This is a genomic window from Frigoribacterium sp. AP1, from assembly GCF_056680555.1.
Genome location: NZ_CM155288.1, coordinates 1,928,876 through 1,947,534, shown reverse-complemented (window position 1 = coordinate 1,947,534; position 18,659 = coordinate 1,928,876). Strand labels below are relative to the sequence as shown.

The window sequence follows — 18,659 nt, the reverse complement described above, 5'->3', positions numbered from 1 at the left end:
GGCCGAGCCGACGAACGCCGGCGCGGCGAACCTCGGCGCCACGGCGCCGCAGCCCGTCAGGCGCTGGGGCTGATGGTCTGCACGAGCCGCACCGCGCCTCCCACGCAGGAGTAACCGCGCCCCGTCGTCAGGGCGACGGGTGCGCGCCTCGGCAGGGTCACCCCGAGCAGCTCGCCGTCGTAGTCGACGTCGGGCTGCAGCAGGACGCCGCAGCGGGCCTTGCGGACGGTCTTCGTCCAGTGGCTGTAGAGGGTGCGCAGGTCGGCCGAGCGTCCGGCGGCGATCACCGTGAGCTTCGACCGGTTCGACGACAGCAGCGACGCGATCGCCTGGTCGGTGTCGTCGAAGCGCTCGGCGTCGTCGATCAGCAGCACGACGGGGCCGCGTTCGAGGCGCAGCGAGGCGAGCAGGGCCGGCACCTCGTCGGCTCCGACGGCGACCCGGTCGAGGTCGGCCGAGGCCAGCGGCGAGCGTCGGTCGACGATGGCCCAGAGTGCGGGCCGGCCACCCGGCGAACCTGCGGCCGAGCCCCCCGGCAGCGACCGGATCGACTCGGCGAGGGCGCACAGCACGGTCGACTTGCCCGACCGCGCGGGCCCGGCGACGAGGACGTGCTCGCCCTCGTAGACCTCGAGCGTCGCGGGCGTGAGGTCGTCCTCGCCGAGGCCGATGGGCAGCAGCCACGGCTCGCCCGAGAAGTCGGGGGCGACGTCGAGCTCGTCGACGCGCACGTCGTCGGGCAGCTGTCCGATGGCGTTGGCCTTCTGCGGCGTGCCGGCCCAGCGCTCGCGCACCCGGGCCACGGCCTGCTCGAGCGTGCCCGGGGGCGTCGCCACGTGCATCTGCAGACCGGTCAGCGCGCTCACGCAGCGCCCCGGAACGGCCGCGGGGACGCTGCCGCCGCGGATGCCGTACGTCGCGTAGTCGTACTGGTCGGCCAGGCGGAACAGCCACTTCTGCGTGGTCACCTCGTCCATGGCCGACGGCACGGCCTTGGCGCGCGTCGTCGAGACCGCGAACGAGATGCCGAGCCCCGGACCGTCGGCGTAAACGCGGTACAGCACGTCGAGCAGCTGCTGACCCTCGTAGTCCTGGTACTCGTCGCGCAGGGCGGCGAGGCCGTCGAGCAGGACGATCGCGCGCCTCCTGGTCCCCGGTGCGGCACGGCGCAGCTCGAGCTCGGTGCGCAGGTGCCGGAGGAACCGCGCCTGCTGCTCCTTCGCGCCGGCGCCCGTGCCGACGTAGGCGACGGTGTGCGGCAGGTCGGCCAGCGGGGCGAGCCCGCGCGAGCCGAGGTCGAGCACGTAGAGGTCGAGCTCGTCGGGCGGGCTCTCGAGCGCCGTGGTGAGGGCGATCGTCGCGAGCGTCGTCGTGGTGCCGCTGCCGGCGATGCCCATCAGCATGAGGTTGCCCTCGTCGAGGCGCCAACCGGCCGGACTCTGGCGTTGCAGGTCGGGCTCGTCGACGAGGGCCGCGGCGACCAGGGGGCCGCGGACTCCCCCGACGACGGGGACCGGGGCCGAGGCCGAGGCCGTCTCCGATACGGGCCCGTCGGGCGTGCCCTCGCCGGCCTGCGCCGTCTCGAAGCCCGCCAGCGCGACCCGCTCGCCCAGCGCCTCCGGCCAGACCTTGCGCGGCGGCGCGAAGCCCGCCTCGGCGTCGGCCTGCACGATCGCGTCGATCAGCAGGTCGAGGTCGTTCGCGTCCGTCGCCCGGGCCTTCGGAGGCGCGGCCGGGCGGTCGGGGACGCCGAAGGTGCCGATCGGGCGCACCTCGACCGGCTCGGCCGCGACCGTCTGCGCGCGACCGGTCACGAGGGCGGTCTGCACCGGGGTGATGTCGTCCTGGCCGAGCTTGACGTAGGCGCGACCGGTCTGGGCCCTGCCGATGCCCGCGGCGGCGGGGACGCCGATCACGTTGCTCGAGTCCTCGCGACTCTGCACCCTCAGCGCCACGCGCAGGTTCGTGTTGGCGAGGATGTCGTCGTTGACCACGCCTGCGGGGCGCTGCGTGGCGAGGATCATGTGAACGCCGAGCGTGCGCCCGACGGCGGCGACGCTGACCAGCGAGGTCAGCACATCGGGGAAGTCCTTGGCGAGCATCGCGAACTCGTCGACCACCAGCAGGAGGCGCGGCATCGGTTCCGCGGGGCGCGTCGCCAGGTACGCGTCCAGGTTGTCGACGTCGTCGCCCGCCTCGGCGAAGACGCGCTGACGGCGCTCCATCTCGGCCTCGAGCGAGCGCAGGGCGCGGTCGGCGAGCTGCTCGTCGAGGTTGCTGATCGTGCCGATGGTGTGCGGCAGCCGCTCGCAGGCCTTGAACGCGGCCCCGCCCTTGAAGTCGATCAGGATGAAGTTCAGGCGACTCGGGTCGTTGCGGGCGGCGAGCCCGGCGACGAGCGACCTGAGGAACTCGCTCTTGCCCGAGCCGGTCGTGCCGCCGACGAGGCCGTGCGGGCCGTCCTTCACGAGGTCGAGGGTCAGCACGCCGCTCTCGGCCGAGCCGATCGGCGTCGAGACGCCGGACGGTTCGGACCACAGGGCGCGGATCGCCGCGGCGTCGGGTGCCCCCGTCGCCTCGGTGCCGAGGAGTTCGGGCAGGCGCACGAGCGAGGGCAGCGACGCCCCCGGGACGATCAGCTCGGGGTCGTCGAGGTGGGCCAGGTGGCGGGCGCAGTCCTCGGCGTCGGCCAGGGAGACCCCGGCCAGGACGACGTCGTCGACGCGGGAGCGGTCCTCGGGGCGGTGGACGGTCGCGGCCGCGTCCTCGCCGACGACGATGACCGAGGTGCAGGCGGCCGGAAGCTGCTCCTCGGTGGTGGCGATGACGATGCCGCTGACCCGGTGCGGGCGCTCGTGCGGACGCAGCGTGAGGCCGGGCACCGAGCGGCCGTGGCCGAGCAGCGACCGGGCGGGGGCGTCGCGCCCCTCGGTCAGCACCTCGCTGTCGAGGACGACGAGCAGGGCCGGGGTCGGCAGCTCGTCGACCGACTCGCGCAGACCGCGCAGGATCGACGCGCTCGCCTCGCGCTGGTTCGACATCCACCGTTCGCCCGTGCTGCTGCCGGCGCGACGGGTGTGCGGCAGCCAGGACGCCCACTCCCAGTCGGCCTCGCGACCGCGGTCGCAGAACACCCCGACGGTGAGGTCGGCGGGGCCGCCGTGCACGGTCGCCTGGGCGAGCAGGCTGCGCGCCAGGGCGAGGGCACCTGCGCGGTCGCCGACGATGCCGACCACGCCCGCGTCGGTCAGGTCGACGACGACCGGGGCGGCCGGCAGACGGCCGGCGGCCAGCGCCTCCTTGACGGCCTCGTCCTGTCGCGAGACGCCGCGGTCGTCGACCTGCGGACGCCAGGGCACGTCGCCGATGCCGGCGTGTAGGGCGAGGAAGTCGTCGTCGGCCGCCCGCCGCTGCCAGAGCTGCGTCGTGGGCAGGGCGGCGCGACGCAAGACGGTCGCGGGGTCGGGTGCGAGCTCCTGTCGACGCCGGACCTCGTGGGCGGCGGCCGTCGCGATCTCGCCGCGGAAGTCGTCGACGGCCGCGTCGAAACGCTCCTCTTCTTCCTTGAGGTTCTTCTTGCGGCGCTGCTTCTGCTCGAACCACATGCCGATCGCCATGACCGGGCTGAGCAGCGCGAAGAGCGCGAACCGGGCGTCGCCGAGCAGCAGGACCATCGCCCCGGCCAGCACCAGCGGTGCGGCGACCGTGATGATGCTGAACTTCGAGGCGGGCGGGACGTCCTTGCGCGTCGGCGGGAGCACCGGCTCGGTGTCGTCCACGCGACCGGGGCGGGGCGGACGGTTGAAAGGCGCGGTCGCGGCGGGGGTCAGGTTGTGCAGGGCGCCGGGTGCCGGGGCGGGCGTCTCGGCGAGCTCGGGCCGCACGATGAGCACGGCACCGCCGACGAGGACGGTCGTGGCCTCGTCGACGTGCACGCCGTCGGCGTCGACGCGTTCGCCGGCGACCACGGTGCCGTTGGTCGAGCCCGCGTCGCGGATGCGGACGCCGTCGGTCGCGGCGCGGTCGCCCGCGCCGGCGTCGTCGCCCGCGTCGGCGTCGCCCTGGTCGAGCTCGATCGTGCAGTGCTCCCACGACGCGCTGGCGGTGGGCAGCACGAGGTCGGCCTGGGGCGCGCGACCGACGACGAGCGGTCGGCCCCGGGGCACCTCGACGACCGGGCCGACGGTGAGTCCCCCGGCGAGGGTGACGCTCCAGCCGGTGACGCGGGTCGGTCGGCGGCTGGGCGTGCGGGCGACGCGCGACCCCTCGAGCAGCGTGAGCTCGCGCAGCGGGGTCGCCACCGGGACGGCCGAGCCGTCGACGTAGAGGTCGCCGTCGGCGGCGACCGTGGCCCCGGTCGACTCGACCAGCTCGCCCAGGGTGGCTGCACCGCGCCACCGGTCGACCTCGACGCTCTGCCGCTGGTCGTCCAGCTCGATCACCAGGCGCATGCGGGTCGTCCTCTCGTGCGGTCGGGGCGGCGTCGGGGCGACGCGCTGCGGGTCGGCCGACCGGCCCGCGGGGGTGTCAGTTCGTGGCCGGGTCGGCGAACCAGACGATGCGCGACTCGCCGTCGGCGGTCGGTCGCAGTCCGAGCGGCTGCGACGAGGCGTGCAGCACCTCGAGCTCGCCGCCGCCGGCGGCCGTGCCCGCGGTGAAGTCGAGCGCGGGGCCCGCGACGCCGTCGGCCGCACCGAGCGAGAGCGACGACAGCGCGGTGGACACCTCGGCGGGGTCGACGCTGTCGGCGGTCGCGACGGCCCGGACCAGGGCCACGACGGCGTCGTGGCTGCGCGAGTCGGCCTGGGCGGCGACCGCCGAGAAGGGTTGGTCATCGGTCAGGTTGGTCGCCGCGTCGTCGGAGGCGAGCACCCGGACGGCGCCGAGGTACGCCGACATCGATCGCCCCGCGGCGTCGGAGCGCAGCGCGACGGCGTCGTCCGAGTCGACGCCGACCGTGACGAAGCCGCTCGAGAGACTGCCACCGCCGGCACTCAGCGCCGTCGAGAAGGCCGGGCTCGTCGCATCGGGGGTGAGCAGGACGGGGACGCGGAGGTCGGTGGCCTGCAGCGCCGAGACGAGGCCCGCCTGGCGAGCGGCCGAGCCGCTGAGCACCACGGCGTCGGACGGGTCGGTGACGGGCTCGGGAGCCTCGGTCGTGGCGTCGGGGTCGTCGAGCGGCGCCGCGGAACCCGTCAGTCGGGCGACCTCGTCGGCGACGGCGGTGTCGTCGCCGATCGTCGAGGCCGTGAGCACGCGGGCGACCTCGACGCCGACCGGTGAGCCGCCTCCGAGGTCGACGACGAGCGTCTTCCGGGCGTCGCCCAGGGCCGCGGCGAGGGCCGCCCCGGTGGTGGCCTGCGACGGAGCGGTGGACCAGGCGCCCGAGACACCGTCGGCTTCGTCGGACGCGCCGTAGGGCAGCACGACGGGGACGCCGGCGTCGCTCGCCGCGTCGAGGGCACCGGACACGTGCGAGCCCGAGGTGGCGAGGACGATGCCGGCGACACCCTGGTCGACGAGGGATTCCACGGCCGCGCGGGCGCCGTCGGTGGTGCCGCCGTCGTCGACGGTCACGAGCGAGACGTCGGCACCACCGAGCTCGAAGCGGCGTTCGGCGACGCGGGCCCCCTGGGCGGCCCCGTTCCACTCGGAACCCTCGCCCTGCCCCAGCGTCAGGACGACGCCGAGCCGGGTGTCGTCGGGCAGCCCGGAGGCGGTCAGTGCGACGGGCACCGAGGCCGGCACGGGGGCCGCCTCGGGTTCGCGGTCGGCACGGACGGCCACCCCGGCGGCCACCGAGGCGGCGGCGACCACGGCCACCCCGGCCACGATCGCGACGATAGTGAGGCGCGGTGTGCGCCGACGACGCGTCGCCGCGTCGCTGGGCGTGTCGGTCGTCACATCGTCGGCCGCGTGGCTCATCGGGTGGCTCCGATCGTGAAGGCGTAGAGCGTGGTCGACGTGGCGCCCGAGGGGACGTCGAGGTGGAAGGCGGGCAGGGTCGAGGCCGCCTCGACCGATGCGGTGAACTGGGCCTGGCGCAGCATGATGCCGGCGATGTCGTCGGAGCGGACGTTCGCGTAGCCCGACGCGTTCTTCGAGGCGAGGGCCAGCTGGTAGTCGGCCGTGTCGGCCTTCGCGGCGCTGGTCGCCATCGCCCCGAGGATGCCCGAGCCGTCGACCTCGCGGTCTCCGAGGTCGAGCAGCACCGCGGCGAGGTCGGCGGCCAGCAAGGTGCGGGCTCCTTCGACGTCGCGGGTGGACGACGCCGTGCTCTGGCCGATGCGTTCGAGCGACGCGGCGGTCTGCTGGTCGAGGGCCGCGGTGAGACCCGCGGTCTGCTCCCCCAGGGCCCCGCGCTGCTGCTCGATCGTCGCCTTGGAGTCGCCCACGACGACGTCGGACGTCGACGAGAGACCGGCGATCGAGCGGTCGAACGCGTCGACCACCGACTGACGGCTGATCGCGCCCTGCTCGGAGACGACGCGCACCTGCTGTCCGACGACGGCCTTCACCTGCTCGTCGGCCTCGCTGCCGGCGTTCTCGAACGCGTCCTGCACCTGCGCGGCGAGGGTGTCCTGCTGGGTCTTGACGTCGTTCAGGCGGTCGAGGAGGCGCGCTCCGTCGGTCAGGGCGGCATCGGTCTCGGCGCGCAGCCGGTCGACCGAGCCGCCGACCGAGCCGTCGTTGCCCTCCACCGCGTCGTCGACGTCGTCGACCGCGTCGCGCAGCGTCTGGATGCGCTCGTCGAGGGCCGTCAACGAGGCGCCGAGCCCCTGCGTGGTGTCGCGGGTGTCCGTCGCGGTGACCACGGCGTCCCACGCCGCGGCCTGGTCGGCCAGGCGGGCGTCCATCGGTTGCGAGTACGGGAACGGCGGCCGGAGGGTGGCGGGCTCGGGAGCGGGTTCGCCCGACCCGTCGTCGGCCACCGGGCAGCCCTGATCGGTCAGGTACGACCGCAGGCGCTCGACCTGGTCGAGCGAGAGACCGGTCTCGTCCCCGTCGGCGCGCACGACCTCGCAGAGCTCGTCCGCGATCTCGGCGTTCTGTGCCTGCATCGAGCCGAGCGTGTCGGCGTCACCGATCTGCTGACGGGCCCGCGAGGCACGGTCGTGCAGGTCGCTCACCTGGCCGCGGACCGTGCCTGCACCGGTCGCGACCGACTCGACGGCCGTGTCGAGGGCGGCCAACGACGTCGCCACGTCCGCCCGCGAGGGGTCGGTGGCGAGGCCGGAGAGCTCGGTCTGGATCGCCGTCAGGTTCGCCTCGAGGTCGGTGTACCGGTCGATGGCGTTCTGGGCGAGCTCGGGCTGAAGCGAGTCGGCGAGGTCGGTCCCCTGGTCGACGAGGCCGATGAGGGCGTCCGTGACGAGGTAGGACGACGCGAACAGCGAGCAGGTCAACGACTGCTGGTCGACGCACGACTCGAGGTCGGGCTCGGCCGGGCCCACCGTGCGGTCGAGGGCCGCGGCGACCTCGTCGCGGCAGGCCTCGTTCGACTGGGCGTACCCGTCGAGCTGGGCCGACACCTGCAGCAGGCTGCCGTAGACGCTGGAGGCCTGGGCGGGCGGGGCGACGACCGTCGCGCACCCCTCGCCGTCGAGCGTCACGGTCGGGGCCGTCGCCGTCGTGTCGCCCAGCAGCGAGTCGACGCTGGCGACCGTCGTCTGCAGCTGCGACCGGACGGTCGACTGGGTCGACGTGACCGTCGAACCGAGGTCGGATTCGAGTGACGTCAGCTGACCGGTGAGCCCCTGCATCGTGCTCGCCAGCGACGAGCTGCTGTCCCGCAGTTGCTCGGCCGTCCGGACACCGAGGGTGTCGGACGTGCTGACCAGGTTGGTGCGCACCTCGGTGATGGTCTCGCCGGCGCGGCTGAGCACGAGGTTGACGTCGGACACCAGGTCGATGGTGCGCTGCTGCAGGGCCAGGTCGGAGGTCGGGCTCGAGTCGAACGCCGACGCGAGCACGCCGTCGACCGAGAGGTCGGTCGACAGGCCCGCCTGTGCGGCGAGGTCGAACGTGGGAGCCGCGAGGTCGTCGGCGTCCACGACGAGGTGCAGCGTCGTGCTCGCTCCCGAGCGGGGCGGGGCCAGCAGGGCGCCCCACTGGACCACGGCGTCGCCCGAGTCGTCGGCGCTGACGATGCCGTCGGTCGTGGTACCGCCGGCCGACGAGTCGGTCACGACGGCGCTCGGCGAGACACCGGTCAGCACGGTCGAGGCCGCGATGCTGAGGGGGGCGCCGACCAGGGCCGGGTCGGTGCGCGAGGTGCCCGCCGCGTCGTAGGTGAGCTGCTGCGGGGCGACGGTGAGGTTCTCGACGGTGAGGTCGATCTCGACCCGGCCGTCGTGCCCCTCGAGGTCGGCCAGGTCGGAGCCCGAGCCGTCGGCGGTGCGGTACGACGTGGTGACGCGGATCGGCAGGTCGTCGGCGACGTCGGACGGCGTGTGCACGGTGGTCGCGGACGTCGACGTGCCGGTGCTGTCGTCGACCGAGATCGCGGTGCTGTCGACGGCGGTGATCGACCCGTCGCTCGACAGCGATGTCTCGACGGTCTGCAGGACGCGGGTCGGGGTGGCCACCGCGGGCGCGGCCGAGGTGCAACCCGTCGCCACGACGGCGACGACCCCCACGACGCCGACCAGGGCGATCGCCCGGCCGTGTCTCCGTGGCGCGACGACGCCGTGCGTCGCTCGGTTCGAGCGCGCGACGGCGTTCTTGTGTGGTGCTCCCCAGGTCATGACGACCAGTCCCCTCGTGATGACAATCCTGCCGCCACCCTACTGGACCCCCTCCACAGACGGATCGGTCAGGTACCCCCAACATGAGGTACTGTCGGACGCGTTCGAGCCCCCGGGGGAGGTCTGACGCGGGGGCGTCATCAACCACAGGGGAGTCCCACATGTCACGCGTTCTTTCGACCGAGCAGGCCAAGACGGCCATCAACCAGGTCCAGGGCATCATCAACGGCGGTTTCACCGACCAGATCAGCCAGCTCGACGCCCAGGGCCGCATCCTGTCCGACCCCAACGTCTGGGACGGCCCCCTCGCCGCGACGTTCCGCGGCTCGACCTGGCCCGAGACCAAGGCCGCCCTCGACAAGGCCAAGACCGAACTCGAGCAGCTGCGCACCCAGCTCGACAAGATCTCGCAGGACATCTTCTCCGCCGGCGGCGGCGCCTGACCGGAGAGCACCACCCGGCGCGCAACACCGCCAGCACCACGCACCACCAGCACCACCGGACGTCCCCGCCACCCGACGCAACACGCTCGGGAGGCGGGGACGTTCGACCACGGGACGGTCTCTAGGGGGAGAACACCATGGCTGATCCGGACGGCAACGAGCCGGTCCCGTTCGACGACGCGACCGCCGACGCGCTGACGGAGGCCTTCGACGCCGCGGCCGACGACCTCGACGCCCAGACAGCATCGCGCGCGAGCCTCGTCACGACGGCGTCGACGGACTTCCGCGGACTCTTTTCGGAGCTGTTCGCCTCGAACGCCGACACGGCCCGGCAGGGCGCGTCGAACCTCGCCGAGTGCCTCCGCACCGTCGCATCGTTCGCCGGCGACCTGAAACAAGCCGCGAAGGAAGAGAACACGCGTCGCCGCCTCGCTCGCGAGTGGCAGCAACGGATGGACGACCGCAACGGGGTCGAGGTGGTCCTGCAGGACATCTTCGGCAGTGAACCCCCGCCTCGCGGCGAGCAGAAGTCGGCACCGGTCATGCCCCCCGGTCGACGTCTCGGTCGGCTCGCGTGAGACGCCGGCGCCCGGTTCGGGCGGAGGCGGCGGGGGCGGTACCTCGTGCGCCCGCCCCGACGACCTCCGCTCGTTCGCGACGGGCAGCGTCGGCCTCAACGCCCAGTTCTCGGGCCGCCCGGGCGAGCTCGACGGCACGCTGGCCGACTTCGCCTCGCAGTGCGAATGGGGAGCCATCGACGCGAGCGGGGTCACCTCGGCCCTCGCGACCAAGTCGAATCCGGACGGCCTCTTGTCGAACAAACGTAACGAGATGAGCCGCCAGAGATTCTTGGCTGCTGGAGGTCCCGTCCTATGAAGTTGACCCAGGGTGACTTGTTCACCATTCCTGTGGGTGACGGCACGGTATACGTTGCGCATGTCGTTAGCATCCTCAGGAAGAAAAACTTCTATTTTGTCGTCTACGACTTCCGAACTGACGAGACCTCGGCCGAACGCGACGCTGAGGAAGCGCTTCAGCACGAGGTGGTTCTCGCTGGTCAGACAATGAGCACTTTGTTCGTCGACATGGGTTGGCGGGTCGTTAGAACAGCCCCCGTCGATGCAGACAGATGGCTTCCCGCGTACAAGGTGACCATCGGCGATGCAGACTCGTGGTTCGTGGTGGATTTTTCCGAAGAACGTCGCCGGCCTGCGACAGCCGAAGAAGTCGAAGATCTGCAGTTCCGGACGACGAGAGCCCCGGCGGGAATCGCTGCAGCTGTCCGCGCTCTGGCAGGCAAGGCACCCTGGGAGGATCGCTTCGACGAACTGCTCCCCGCCGACGCCCGGCGCGCAGCCACCGTCTTCCGAGATTGAGTCCACCTGCCGAAGTCGCCGTCCACGAAGATGGCACACCAGACGCCGAGCGCTCCCGCGAGTACGTCGCCTTGGTCGACGACAGCCGAAGGCCCGCCAAGCGGATGTCTTGACGAGCATCGAAAGACCTCTTCACCGCCGGCGAGTGATCCGCCCCCGACGTCGCGTGGAGTTCTGGAGTAGAGGTCAGGATGGACGACAGGCGAGAGTGCGCACCCACGAGGCGACTGATCGGACCGGATGATGAACGACGACGAGACGCTGCGTGCCTTGCACTCGTTACTCATCACGAAGGAGAGACCATGGAGCTGACCAGCGGCGCGGGGGCTTCGTCCCGTGACGACGACCGCAAAGCTCACGCCGAGCGGACGATGGAGAAGGCTAGGCGGCTGACCGCCGAGGGCCACCCCGACCTCGCTCTCTCACACCTCGAGAGCCTGGCGCATCAGGTAGTCGACGAGTGGCCGTTCGACTCGGCACTCGGCGTCGAGATCCTCGCGGCGACGCAGGCGGCACGACAGAGGACGTCGAGCCCATGACGGGAGCGTCAGAATGATCGGGATGCGCAGTTGACCGAAGAAGACCACGCTGAACGCCGCCGTCCTGCGACGCCGGCGGAGGACGGACGCGAACCGACACCTGCAGGTCTCGTCTTCGAGATCCCCGTGGGTGACGGCCGGGCCTACCTCGGCCAGGTCGTCACCGAGCACTTCGCGGGCATCTACGTGGTCGTCTTCGACCTCGTCGTCGGCGGGGTCGATCCGGGGCAGGACTCCCTCGACGAGCTGGCCACCGCCTCCCCGCTCTACGCCGCGCTGACCCTCAGCAGCCACCTCGACCGGGGTTCGTGGCGGGTCGTGGGGCGCGCAGCCGTGGCCGCGGAGCGGTTCCTGCCGGCCTACAAGATCACGTCAGGCGACCCGGTCCGGTTCTTCGTCGAGGATTTCCCGGGAGCACGTCGTCGATCGGCGACCCCGCTCGAGATCGAGACGGTGCCCTTTCGGACCACGTCGAGCCCGGCCTACCTCGACCGGGCCGTCGCCGCACGAGAGGGACTGACACCGTGGCTTCCGGCTCTGGACCGCGTGAGGGCCGACGGGGTCATCCTGGCGACCGACGTGTTCCGCTGAGCGACCCCGGAGCACCTGCCGCGCGGGCGCCGACAGCGACCCGCGTCGGGACAGGACGGAAAGGCACCCCGACAGACCTGTTCGTGCCAAGATCGTGCCCGGGGGCGGCTCGACACGGGCGAGGTCCTGACGAGCACGGACGCCCCGGCCCACGGCCGGGCACCCAGGGGGACCATGAGCACCGACCGCACCTCGGCACCGACCGAGACGAGACCCCGACAGCTGACCCCGACGACGCCGGTCGCGATGCCGTCGTCCACGCGCCTCCTTCTCTCTGCCCTGGGATTCGTCGCGGGCGTCGCCATCGCCCTCGTGGGCGGTGCCACGCCCGGGCTCGTGATCACCCTCGGGCTCGTGCTCCTCGCCGCGTCGTTCCTGCTGGGCCGGCTGCGCGACCGGACCCGGGCCACCACGATGCCGATCGTCCTGGCCAGCACCGCGAGCATCCCCATGGTGTCGTCGGGGCCGCCCAACATCCTCATGGTGTTGACCTTCGCCGGCGCCGCCCTGTTCGGCCACGCCCTCGGCACGGCCAGCCGCGCCCGACACGAAGCCCGTGAACCCGCCGCCCCGCCGACCGACCCCGCCACCGTGCCCGGCCGCACCCTGCTGCTGTGGCGCATGGGACGCGAGCAGTTCGAGGTGGTCGACCCGTCCGAGAAGCGGCTGCGCACCGTGATCCGGGGGCCGAAGGGCAACGTCCCGAGCAGCATCGAGCTGCGTCGCGACACCGCCGGGCTGGACGTCCTGCGGCCGGCGGACGTGCCCGTCGCCGTCCTGCACACGATGGACGTCCGCACGGGTCCCTGGTACGAGATCGTCGACGCCGTCTCGGCCCCGGGCCCCGGCCAGCCGGTTCCGGCCAACCCCTCCCCCGCGGCGTACCGCGATCGGGCCGTCGCGGCGGCCGTCCATTTCAGCCGGACCGGCGGCCCGCTGCCCTCGGTCCCGTGGGCCCCGACCGCCCGCGGCTGAAAGACCAACAGACTGTTCTGCACCCTCGGCACGATTTCAGGCTAAAGTCGAGCCGTTCGAGCCTCGGGGGCGCGTCTCGCTCACCGGCCAATCCATCAGGGGGTAACCATGTCACGCGTTCTTTCGACCGAGCAGGCCAAGACGGCCATCAACCAGGTCCAGGGCATCATCAACGGCGGTTTCACCGACCAGATCAGCCAGCTCGACGCGCAGGGCCGCATCCTGTCCGACCCCAACGTCTGGGACGGCCCCCTCGCCGCGACGTTCCGCGGCTCGACCTGGCCCGAGACCAAGGCCGCCCTCGACAAGGCCAAGACCGAACTCGAGCAGCTCCGCACCCAGCTCGACAAGATCTCGCAGAACATCTTCTCCGCCGGCGGCGGCGCCTAGGCATCACCGAAGACACCGGCTGCTCCCCACGGGAGCGGCCGGTGTCTCCTGCCTCCGCGGCCTGGGGACGCGGCGGCTGACCGATCCATCTGTACCGGGGGAAACGACGACATGACCGATCTGCACGGCAACGAACCGCTGAAGTTCAGCTTCTGGGCGGCCGACAACCTGAAATCGGCGTTCACCAACGCCGCGAGCGACGTCGAGGGGCAGACGGCGTCGCGCGCCGCGGCGGTGACCACGGGTTCGCAAGAGTTCGCGGGGCTGTTCGCCGACCTGTTCAAGGAGAACGCCGACACCGCCGCGGTGGGTGCGTCCGGTCTCTGCCAGACCCTCCGCGAAGCCGCGGACTTCGTCGACCAGATCATGGAGTCGGCCAAGCGGGAGAACGCCCGCCGTCGAGAGGCGCGGGAGTACTACGAACGCCTCGAGGCCCGCAGCGGCTGGGACAAGTTCATCGACGGCTTCGACGGCGTCGAGCAACCCCCCACCACGAAGAAAGAGGACCAGCTGGTCCTCAGTTCGACCTACGTGCCGCCGGCACGCGAGGTCCCCACGGGCGGCGGCTCGGCCGGGCCCACGTCGTCGGCCCTCCCTGCGAACCTCCGGTCCTTCTCCTCGACGACGACGGCCCTCGACGGCGAGCTCGCCTCGCGGCCGGGCACGCTGACAGCGGCCCTCGACACGTTCGCGACCCAGTGCGACTGGGGCTCGTTCACCGCCGACGGCCTCGTGCGAGCCCTCTCGGACTGGCTCGGCGCCAACGCCAACGATGCAGCGTGGGCCACCACCGTCGCCGACAAATTCGCCCAGGCCGGTGGTGAGGGATCGGTCTCGACGCTGTCGAACGCCGCCATCGCGGCCTCCCTGCAGGCCTCCGGCATCGCGCTCGGCCGCGACGACCTCCTCATCGAACCGACCCAGGCCTTCGGCGGGGCCCCCACGAGCGGCTACTCGGTCGACCCGGTGAACACGACCACGGGCAACTTCCTCGAGACCGAGGTCGACCTCGCGTTCTCGGGCGCGAGCAGCACACTGCGCCTCAGCCGCATGTACAACAGCCTCGACCCGCACGTCGGCCTGTTCGGCCCCGGCTGGGCCTCGGTGCTCGAGACACGCCTCACCCTCGACGACGAGGGTGCCGCGTTCACGATGGCCGACGGCCGCCAGGTGCTGTTCCCGCGGCTCGGCGAGGGCTGGGACCGCGGAGTCGGTGAAAACTTCTGGCTCGCCGCCGAGGGCTCGACCCTCGTCGTCCGCGACAACGCCGGCAGCCGGTGGCGCTTCACCCCGTCCGGCGTCTGGCTGGGCAGCGAAGGAGGCGCGGGTACGGCCGTCGAGGTCGCCCGCCACCCCGACGGCCTGCCCGCGCGCCTCACCCACGCCCGCGGACGCTGGATCGAGATCGACTACGTCGACGGCCGCGTCGCGGTCGCCACCGGCTCGGACGGCCGCCGGGTCGAGTACGCCTACGACGACGCCGGCCGCCTGGTCGGCGCGACGAGCGAGGTCGGCACCCGACGCTACGGCTGGAACGACGCGGGGCTGATCGAGAAGGTGACCAGCGCCTCCGGAGTGGTCGAGGCCGTCAACACGTACGACGACCGCGGACGCGTCGTCGAGCAGCTCACCCCGCACGGACGCACCGTGCGCTTCGCCTACCTGCGCGGTCGCGTGACCGTCGTGTCGGACACCGACGGCAGCCGCTCGAACACCTGGATCTCGGACGCCAAGGGCCGCCTCGTCGGCGTGCTCGACACCGACGACCACCGCCAGTCGATGAGCTACGACCCGCACGGCAACCTCGTCTCGGTCGTCGAGCGCGACGGGTCGACGACCGTGAACGGCTACGACCAGCGCGGCCGCAAGGTGCGGACGGTCACCCCGGCCGGTGCCGACCTCACCTGGGGGTACGACGACCTCGACCGCGTCACGACCCTTGTCACGGAGTCGGGCTCGGTCGTGCAGTACGAGTACGGCGGCGACGACCGCGACCCGTCGGTGATCGTCGACCCCGAGGGCGGGCGTTCCGAGCTCGTCTGGCGCGACGGTCTGCTCGAGCGCGTGGTCGACCCGACCGGGGTCACGGTCGTCTGCGCCTACGACGCGTTCGGCGACCTCGTCTCGACCACGAACGCGGTGGGCGACGTGGCCCGGATCGAGCGCGACCACACCGGACGACCGGTCGTCGCCACGAGCCCGTCCGGGGCACGGACGACCTTCACGTACGACGCCGCGGGGCTGCTGACCGGACGCCGTGACCCCGACGGTGCCACCTGGCGGTTCGAGCACGGGCCCGGCGCCCGCGTGACGGCCGTGGTCGACCCCCTCGGTGCGCGCACCGACTACGGCTACGGCCCCCACGGCGAGCTCGAGACCACCACGGACCCGCTCGGTCGCGTCGTCTCGCGGCGGTTCGACGACCAGGGCAACCTGTCGGCGATCGTCCTGCCCGACGGTGGCGAGAACCGCTTCGGCTGGGACGCTCTCTCGCGGCTGCGGACGGTCACCGACCCGGCCGGGCACGACTGGACCCGCGAGTACGACGTCACCGGCGCCCTCACCGCGACCGTCGATCCGACGGGCGTGCGTCAGGAGGCGCGGGTCGACCAGATGGACGGCACCGGCACCCTGCGTGACGCGTTCACCACGACCACCGTCCGGTTCGACGAATACGGCCGCCCCGTCGCGACCGAAGCGCCCGACGGATCAGCCGAGCTGACCACCTACGACCGGTGCGGACGCGTCGTCGAACTCGTCGACGGCGAAGGCGGCCTCACTCGCCTCGAACGCGACCTCGCCGGACGCGTGACCGCCGTCGTCACCCCGACCGGCGCCCGGACGACCTACGAGTACGACGCCTGCGGACGCCCGTCGGCGAGCACCGACCCGCTCGGCGCACGCACCACCCTGAGCTACGACGCCGACTCCCGGGTCGTCGCCCGCACCCTGCCCACCGGCGAGGTCGAACGCATCGACCACGACGCCGCCGGACGCATCGTGGCCCGGCGCGTGCCCGGCCAGGGCACCGCCCGGTTCGGCTACGACGCCGCCGGACGACTCACCTCGACCCAGGACACCCGCTACGGACGACGCCGCTTCCGCTACGACGCCGCCGGCCAACTCGTCGAAGCCGTCAACGGGCTGGGCGGGGTCACCCGCTACGAGTACGACCTCCGCGGCCGCGTCGTCGCGATCACCGACCCGCTCGGTGGTGTCACGCGTCGCGAATACGACGCGGTCGACCGTGTCACGAGCGTCGTCGATCCCCTGGGCCGCACGACGACCGCCGAATACGACGCCGCCGGACGGCAGCTGAAGCAGCGCGACCCCGACGGGCACGTCACCGAGTGGCTGCACGACGCCGCCGGACGACCGGCGACGACGCGCGTCGACGGACGCGAGACGAGCACGGTCAGCGTCGACCCCGTCACCCGCGCGATCACGGTCACCGACCACACGAACGGAGCGGGCCACGACGTAGAGCACCGGCTCGAGTACGACCGGCGCGGTGGGCTCGTGCGTCGTTCGCGAGGCGACTCGGCGATCGCGTGGGAGTACGACGCCGACGGCCGCCGCACCGCCCGGGTCGACCCGGACGGCACCCGCACCGAGTACCGCCGCGACACCGCCGGGCGGGCCGTCTCGATCGTGCACGCCGGGGTCGAGTCGACCGTCTCGTACGACGCCGCAGGCCGCATCGTCGCCTCGACCGGTGGTGACCTGCTCCAGGCCTGGCGCTATGACGACGGCGCCCTCGTCGAGCACACCACGACCGGCGTCGACGGCGCCACGACGACCACCATCACCCGCGACTCCTCCGACCGCATCGCTCGCATCGACGGCCCCTCGGGCACGGTCGAGTACGGCTACGACGACGCCTGCCAGCTGACTACGCTGCGCACGGGCCCCGGCGGCCTCGCCACCTGGACGTACGACCTGGCCGGTCGTCTCGTCGCCGAGACCCTCGACGGCGTCAGCACGACGTCCACCCATGACGCCGCAGGGCAGATCACCAGCCGTGACCTGGCGGACGGGCGACGGGTCGAGTACGTCCACGACGGCCTCGGCCGACGCGTCCGCGAGATCGCCGACGACGGTACGTACACCGAGTACGCCTGGTCCGATCTCGGTTGGCTGACCGGCGTCACGCGCCTCGACGCCGACGCCCGAGTGCTCGACCGCACCTCGCTCTGGGTCGACGCCCTGGGCGAGCTCGCCACCGTCGACGGAGCCGACGTCTGGTGGGACAGCGCCAGCCCCCTCCCCTCACTCGTCTCGCTCGGCGGCTCGTCCGTGACGACGCTCCCGGGAGGCGCGACCCGCGTCGGCGAGGACTGGCTCGCCCCGGCCTGGCGCGGTGCCCATGCGACCGACGCGACGGACCCCTGGGGCGCCGACCGCGCCTCCTCGGCGACCGGACCGGAGCTGCCCGGCGGACTGGCGCTCACGGCCACGGGTGGTCTGCAGGTCGCCGGCCTCGACTGGCTCGGGGCCCGGGTCTACGACCCGACCGCCCGAGGGTTCCTCTCGGTCGACCCGCTCGCACCGGTGACCGGTGCGGCCTGGGCGGGCAACCCCTACTCGTACGCGGGCAACGACCCCCTGCACGCCCTCGACCCGCTCGGGCTGCGCCCGGCGACGGACGCCGACCTCGCCGACTACGCCACGGCCACCCAGGGCGCCTGGGCGGCGGCCGGAGCCTGGTGGGACGACAACTGGGAGTACGTCGCCGCCGGCGCCGCGATCGTGGGCGGTGTCGCGCTCATGGCCACGGGTGTCGGGGGACCAGCCGGCATCGCGCTGATGGCGGCCTCGGGAGCCCTGCTCTCGGGCGGCCTCTCGGTCGCCTCGCAGAAGGCCACCACGGGTGAGGTCGACTGGGGCAAGGCCGGGACGGACGCCCTGATCGGAGGCGTGCTCGGTGGGGCCAGTGCCGGGGCCAGCTCGCTCGTCAGCGCGTTCGGTGGTCGCGCCGCGAGCCTCCTGAGCAGCGGCGCCAGCCGCATCGGATCGACGTTGACGAATGCCGGAGGCCGTGTGGGCTCGGCGGTGGCCACCGCCGGCCGGCAGGCGTTCGGCGCCACGGCCCGGGCCGCCAGCTCCCAGCTCGGACGGAGCGTCATCGCAAACGGGGCGGTGGGAAGCTTGGGAAACACAGGCACGTACATGGTCACCACCCCTGCTGAGGATTGGACGCTTCAGGGCTTTGGTGGCGCAGGAACGAGTGGATTGGTGAGTGGTTCCTTGTCCGCGATCGGCGGGGGACTTTCGGAGCGGGTGAGCAGTTCGCTCATCAAGGGAGTCGTTCAATACGGTTTCAGCGGCGGTGGCAATGTCGTTGGTGGCCTCACGGATCAGGCGATCTCGGGCACCGAGTACGGTCTTGCCGAAGGGCTCGTCGACTTTGGCGCAGGTTCAGCCATGTCGCACCTACCCGGTTTGAAAGACCTCGGGGCGCCCGAGGCGAGCCTTGGGGCCCATTTCGCGGCCTCATCAGCAGAACAACAGCTCTCATGGGGTGTCGACGCCCTGAAACTCGCAATAGCCAACTAAGGACACGTGAGATGGCCGAAAGACCGGACAGCGAACCCCGGG

11 protein-coding genes are annotated in these 18,659 nt (G+C 72.5%); 8 read left to right on the top strand and 3 right to left on the bottom strand.

Translation table 11 applies throughout. From position 1 onward, the window contains the following. Positions 1 to 56 precede the first annotated feature (56 nt). The 3 genes from AC1MBW_RS09310 to AC1MBW_RS09300 form a co-directional block, all read right to left on the bottom strand. Positions 57 to 4,451, bottom strand: a complete 4,395-nt coding sequence (locus AC1MBW_RS09310) for an FtsK/SpoIIIE domain-containing protein (RefSeq protein WP_480024281.1) — start codon at positions 4,449 to 4,451, stop codon at positions 57 to 59. Positions 4,452 to 4,527: 76 nt separating this feature from the next. Next, positions 4,528 to 5,925, bottom strand: a complete 1,398-nt coding sequence (locus AC1MBW_RS09305; RefSeq protein ID WP_480024280.1) for an ABC transporter substrate-binding protein — start codon at positions 5,923 to 5,925, stop codon at positions 4,528 to 4,530. Next, entirely contained in the window at positions 5,922 to 8,747 is a 2,826-nt protein-coding gene (locus tag AC1MBW_RS09300; RefSeq protein WP_480024279.1) for a hypothetical protein, read from the bottom strand. Before AC1MBW_RS09300 ends, AC1MBW_RS09305 begins: the two co-directional genes overlap by 4 nt. 161 nt (positions 8,748 to 8,908) lie before the next feature. Between AC1MBW_RS09300 and AC1MBW_RS09295 the strand changes: the two genes are divergently transcribed. From AC1MBW_RS09295 to AC1MBW_RS09260, 8 genes are all read left to right on the top strand, one after another. Then, positions 8,909 to 9,190, top strand: a complete 282-nt coding sequence (locus AC1MBW_RS09295) for a hypothetical protein (RefSeq protein ID WP_054147110.1) — start codon at positions 8,909 to 8,911, stop codon at positions 9,188 to 9,190. Between the two features lie 137 nt (positions 9,191 to 9,327). Continuing rightward, the gene (locus AC1MBW_RS09290) at positions 9,328 to 9,768 is read left to right on the top strand and encodes a hypothetical protein (RefSeq protein ID WP_480024278.1); all 441 of its coding nucleotides are present in this window, start codon (positions 9,328 to 9,330) and stop codon (positions 9,766 to 9,768) included. 294 nt (positions 9,769 to 10,062) lie between these two features. Beyond that, complete coding sequence (locus AC1MBW_RS09285) at positions 10,063 to 10,566, top strand: hypothetical protein (protein WP_480024277.1); 504 nt, start codon at positions 10,063 to 10,065, stop codon at positions 10,564 to 10,566. A gap of 302 nt (positions 10,567 to 10,868) precedes the next feature. Continuing rightward, positions 10,869 to 11,105, top strand: coding sequence for a hypothetical protein (locus AC1MBW_RS09280; RefSeq protein ID WP_480024276.1), 237 nt, complete (start codon positions 10,869 to 10,871; stop codon positions 11,103 to 11,105). Between the two features lie 30 nt (positions 11,106 to 11,135). Further along, entirely contained in the window at positions 11,136 to 11,696 is a 561-nt protein-coding gene (locus AC1MBW_RS09275) for an Imm26 family immunity protein (RefSeq protein WP_480024275.1), read from the top strand. A 174-nt stretch (positions 11,697 to 11,870) separates the two neighbouring features. Beyond that, positions 11,871 to 12,671 carry a hypothetical protein gene (locus AC1MBW_RS09270; RefSeq protein ID WP_480024274.1) on the top strand — a complete coding sequence of 267 codons (801 nt, stop codon included), beginning with the start codon at positions 11,871 to 11,873 and terminating at the stop codon, positions 12,669 to 12,671. A gap of 108 nt (positions 12,672 to 12,779) precedes the next feature. Continuing rightward, a complete protein-coding gene (locus AC1MBW_RS09265) occupies positions 12,780 to 13,061 on the top strand; it encodes a hypothetical protein (RefSeq protein WP_054147104.1) in 282 nt (93 codons plus the stop codon). 111 nt (positions 13,062 to 13,172) lie between these two features. Continuing rightward, the gene (locus AC1MBW_RS09260; RefSeq protein WP_480024273.1) at positions 13,173 to 18,617 is read left to right on the top strand and encodes a DUF6531 domain-containing protein; all 5,445 of its coding nucleotides are present in this window, start codon (positions 13,173 to 13,175) and stop codon (positions 18,615 to 18,617) included. Positions 18,618 to 18,659: the final 42 nt, after the last annotated feature.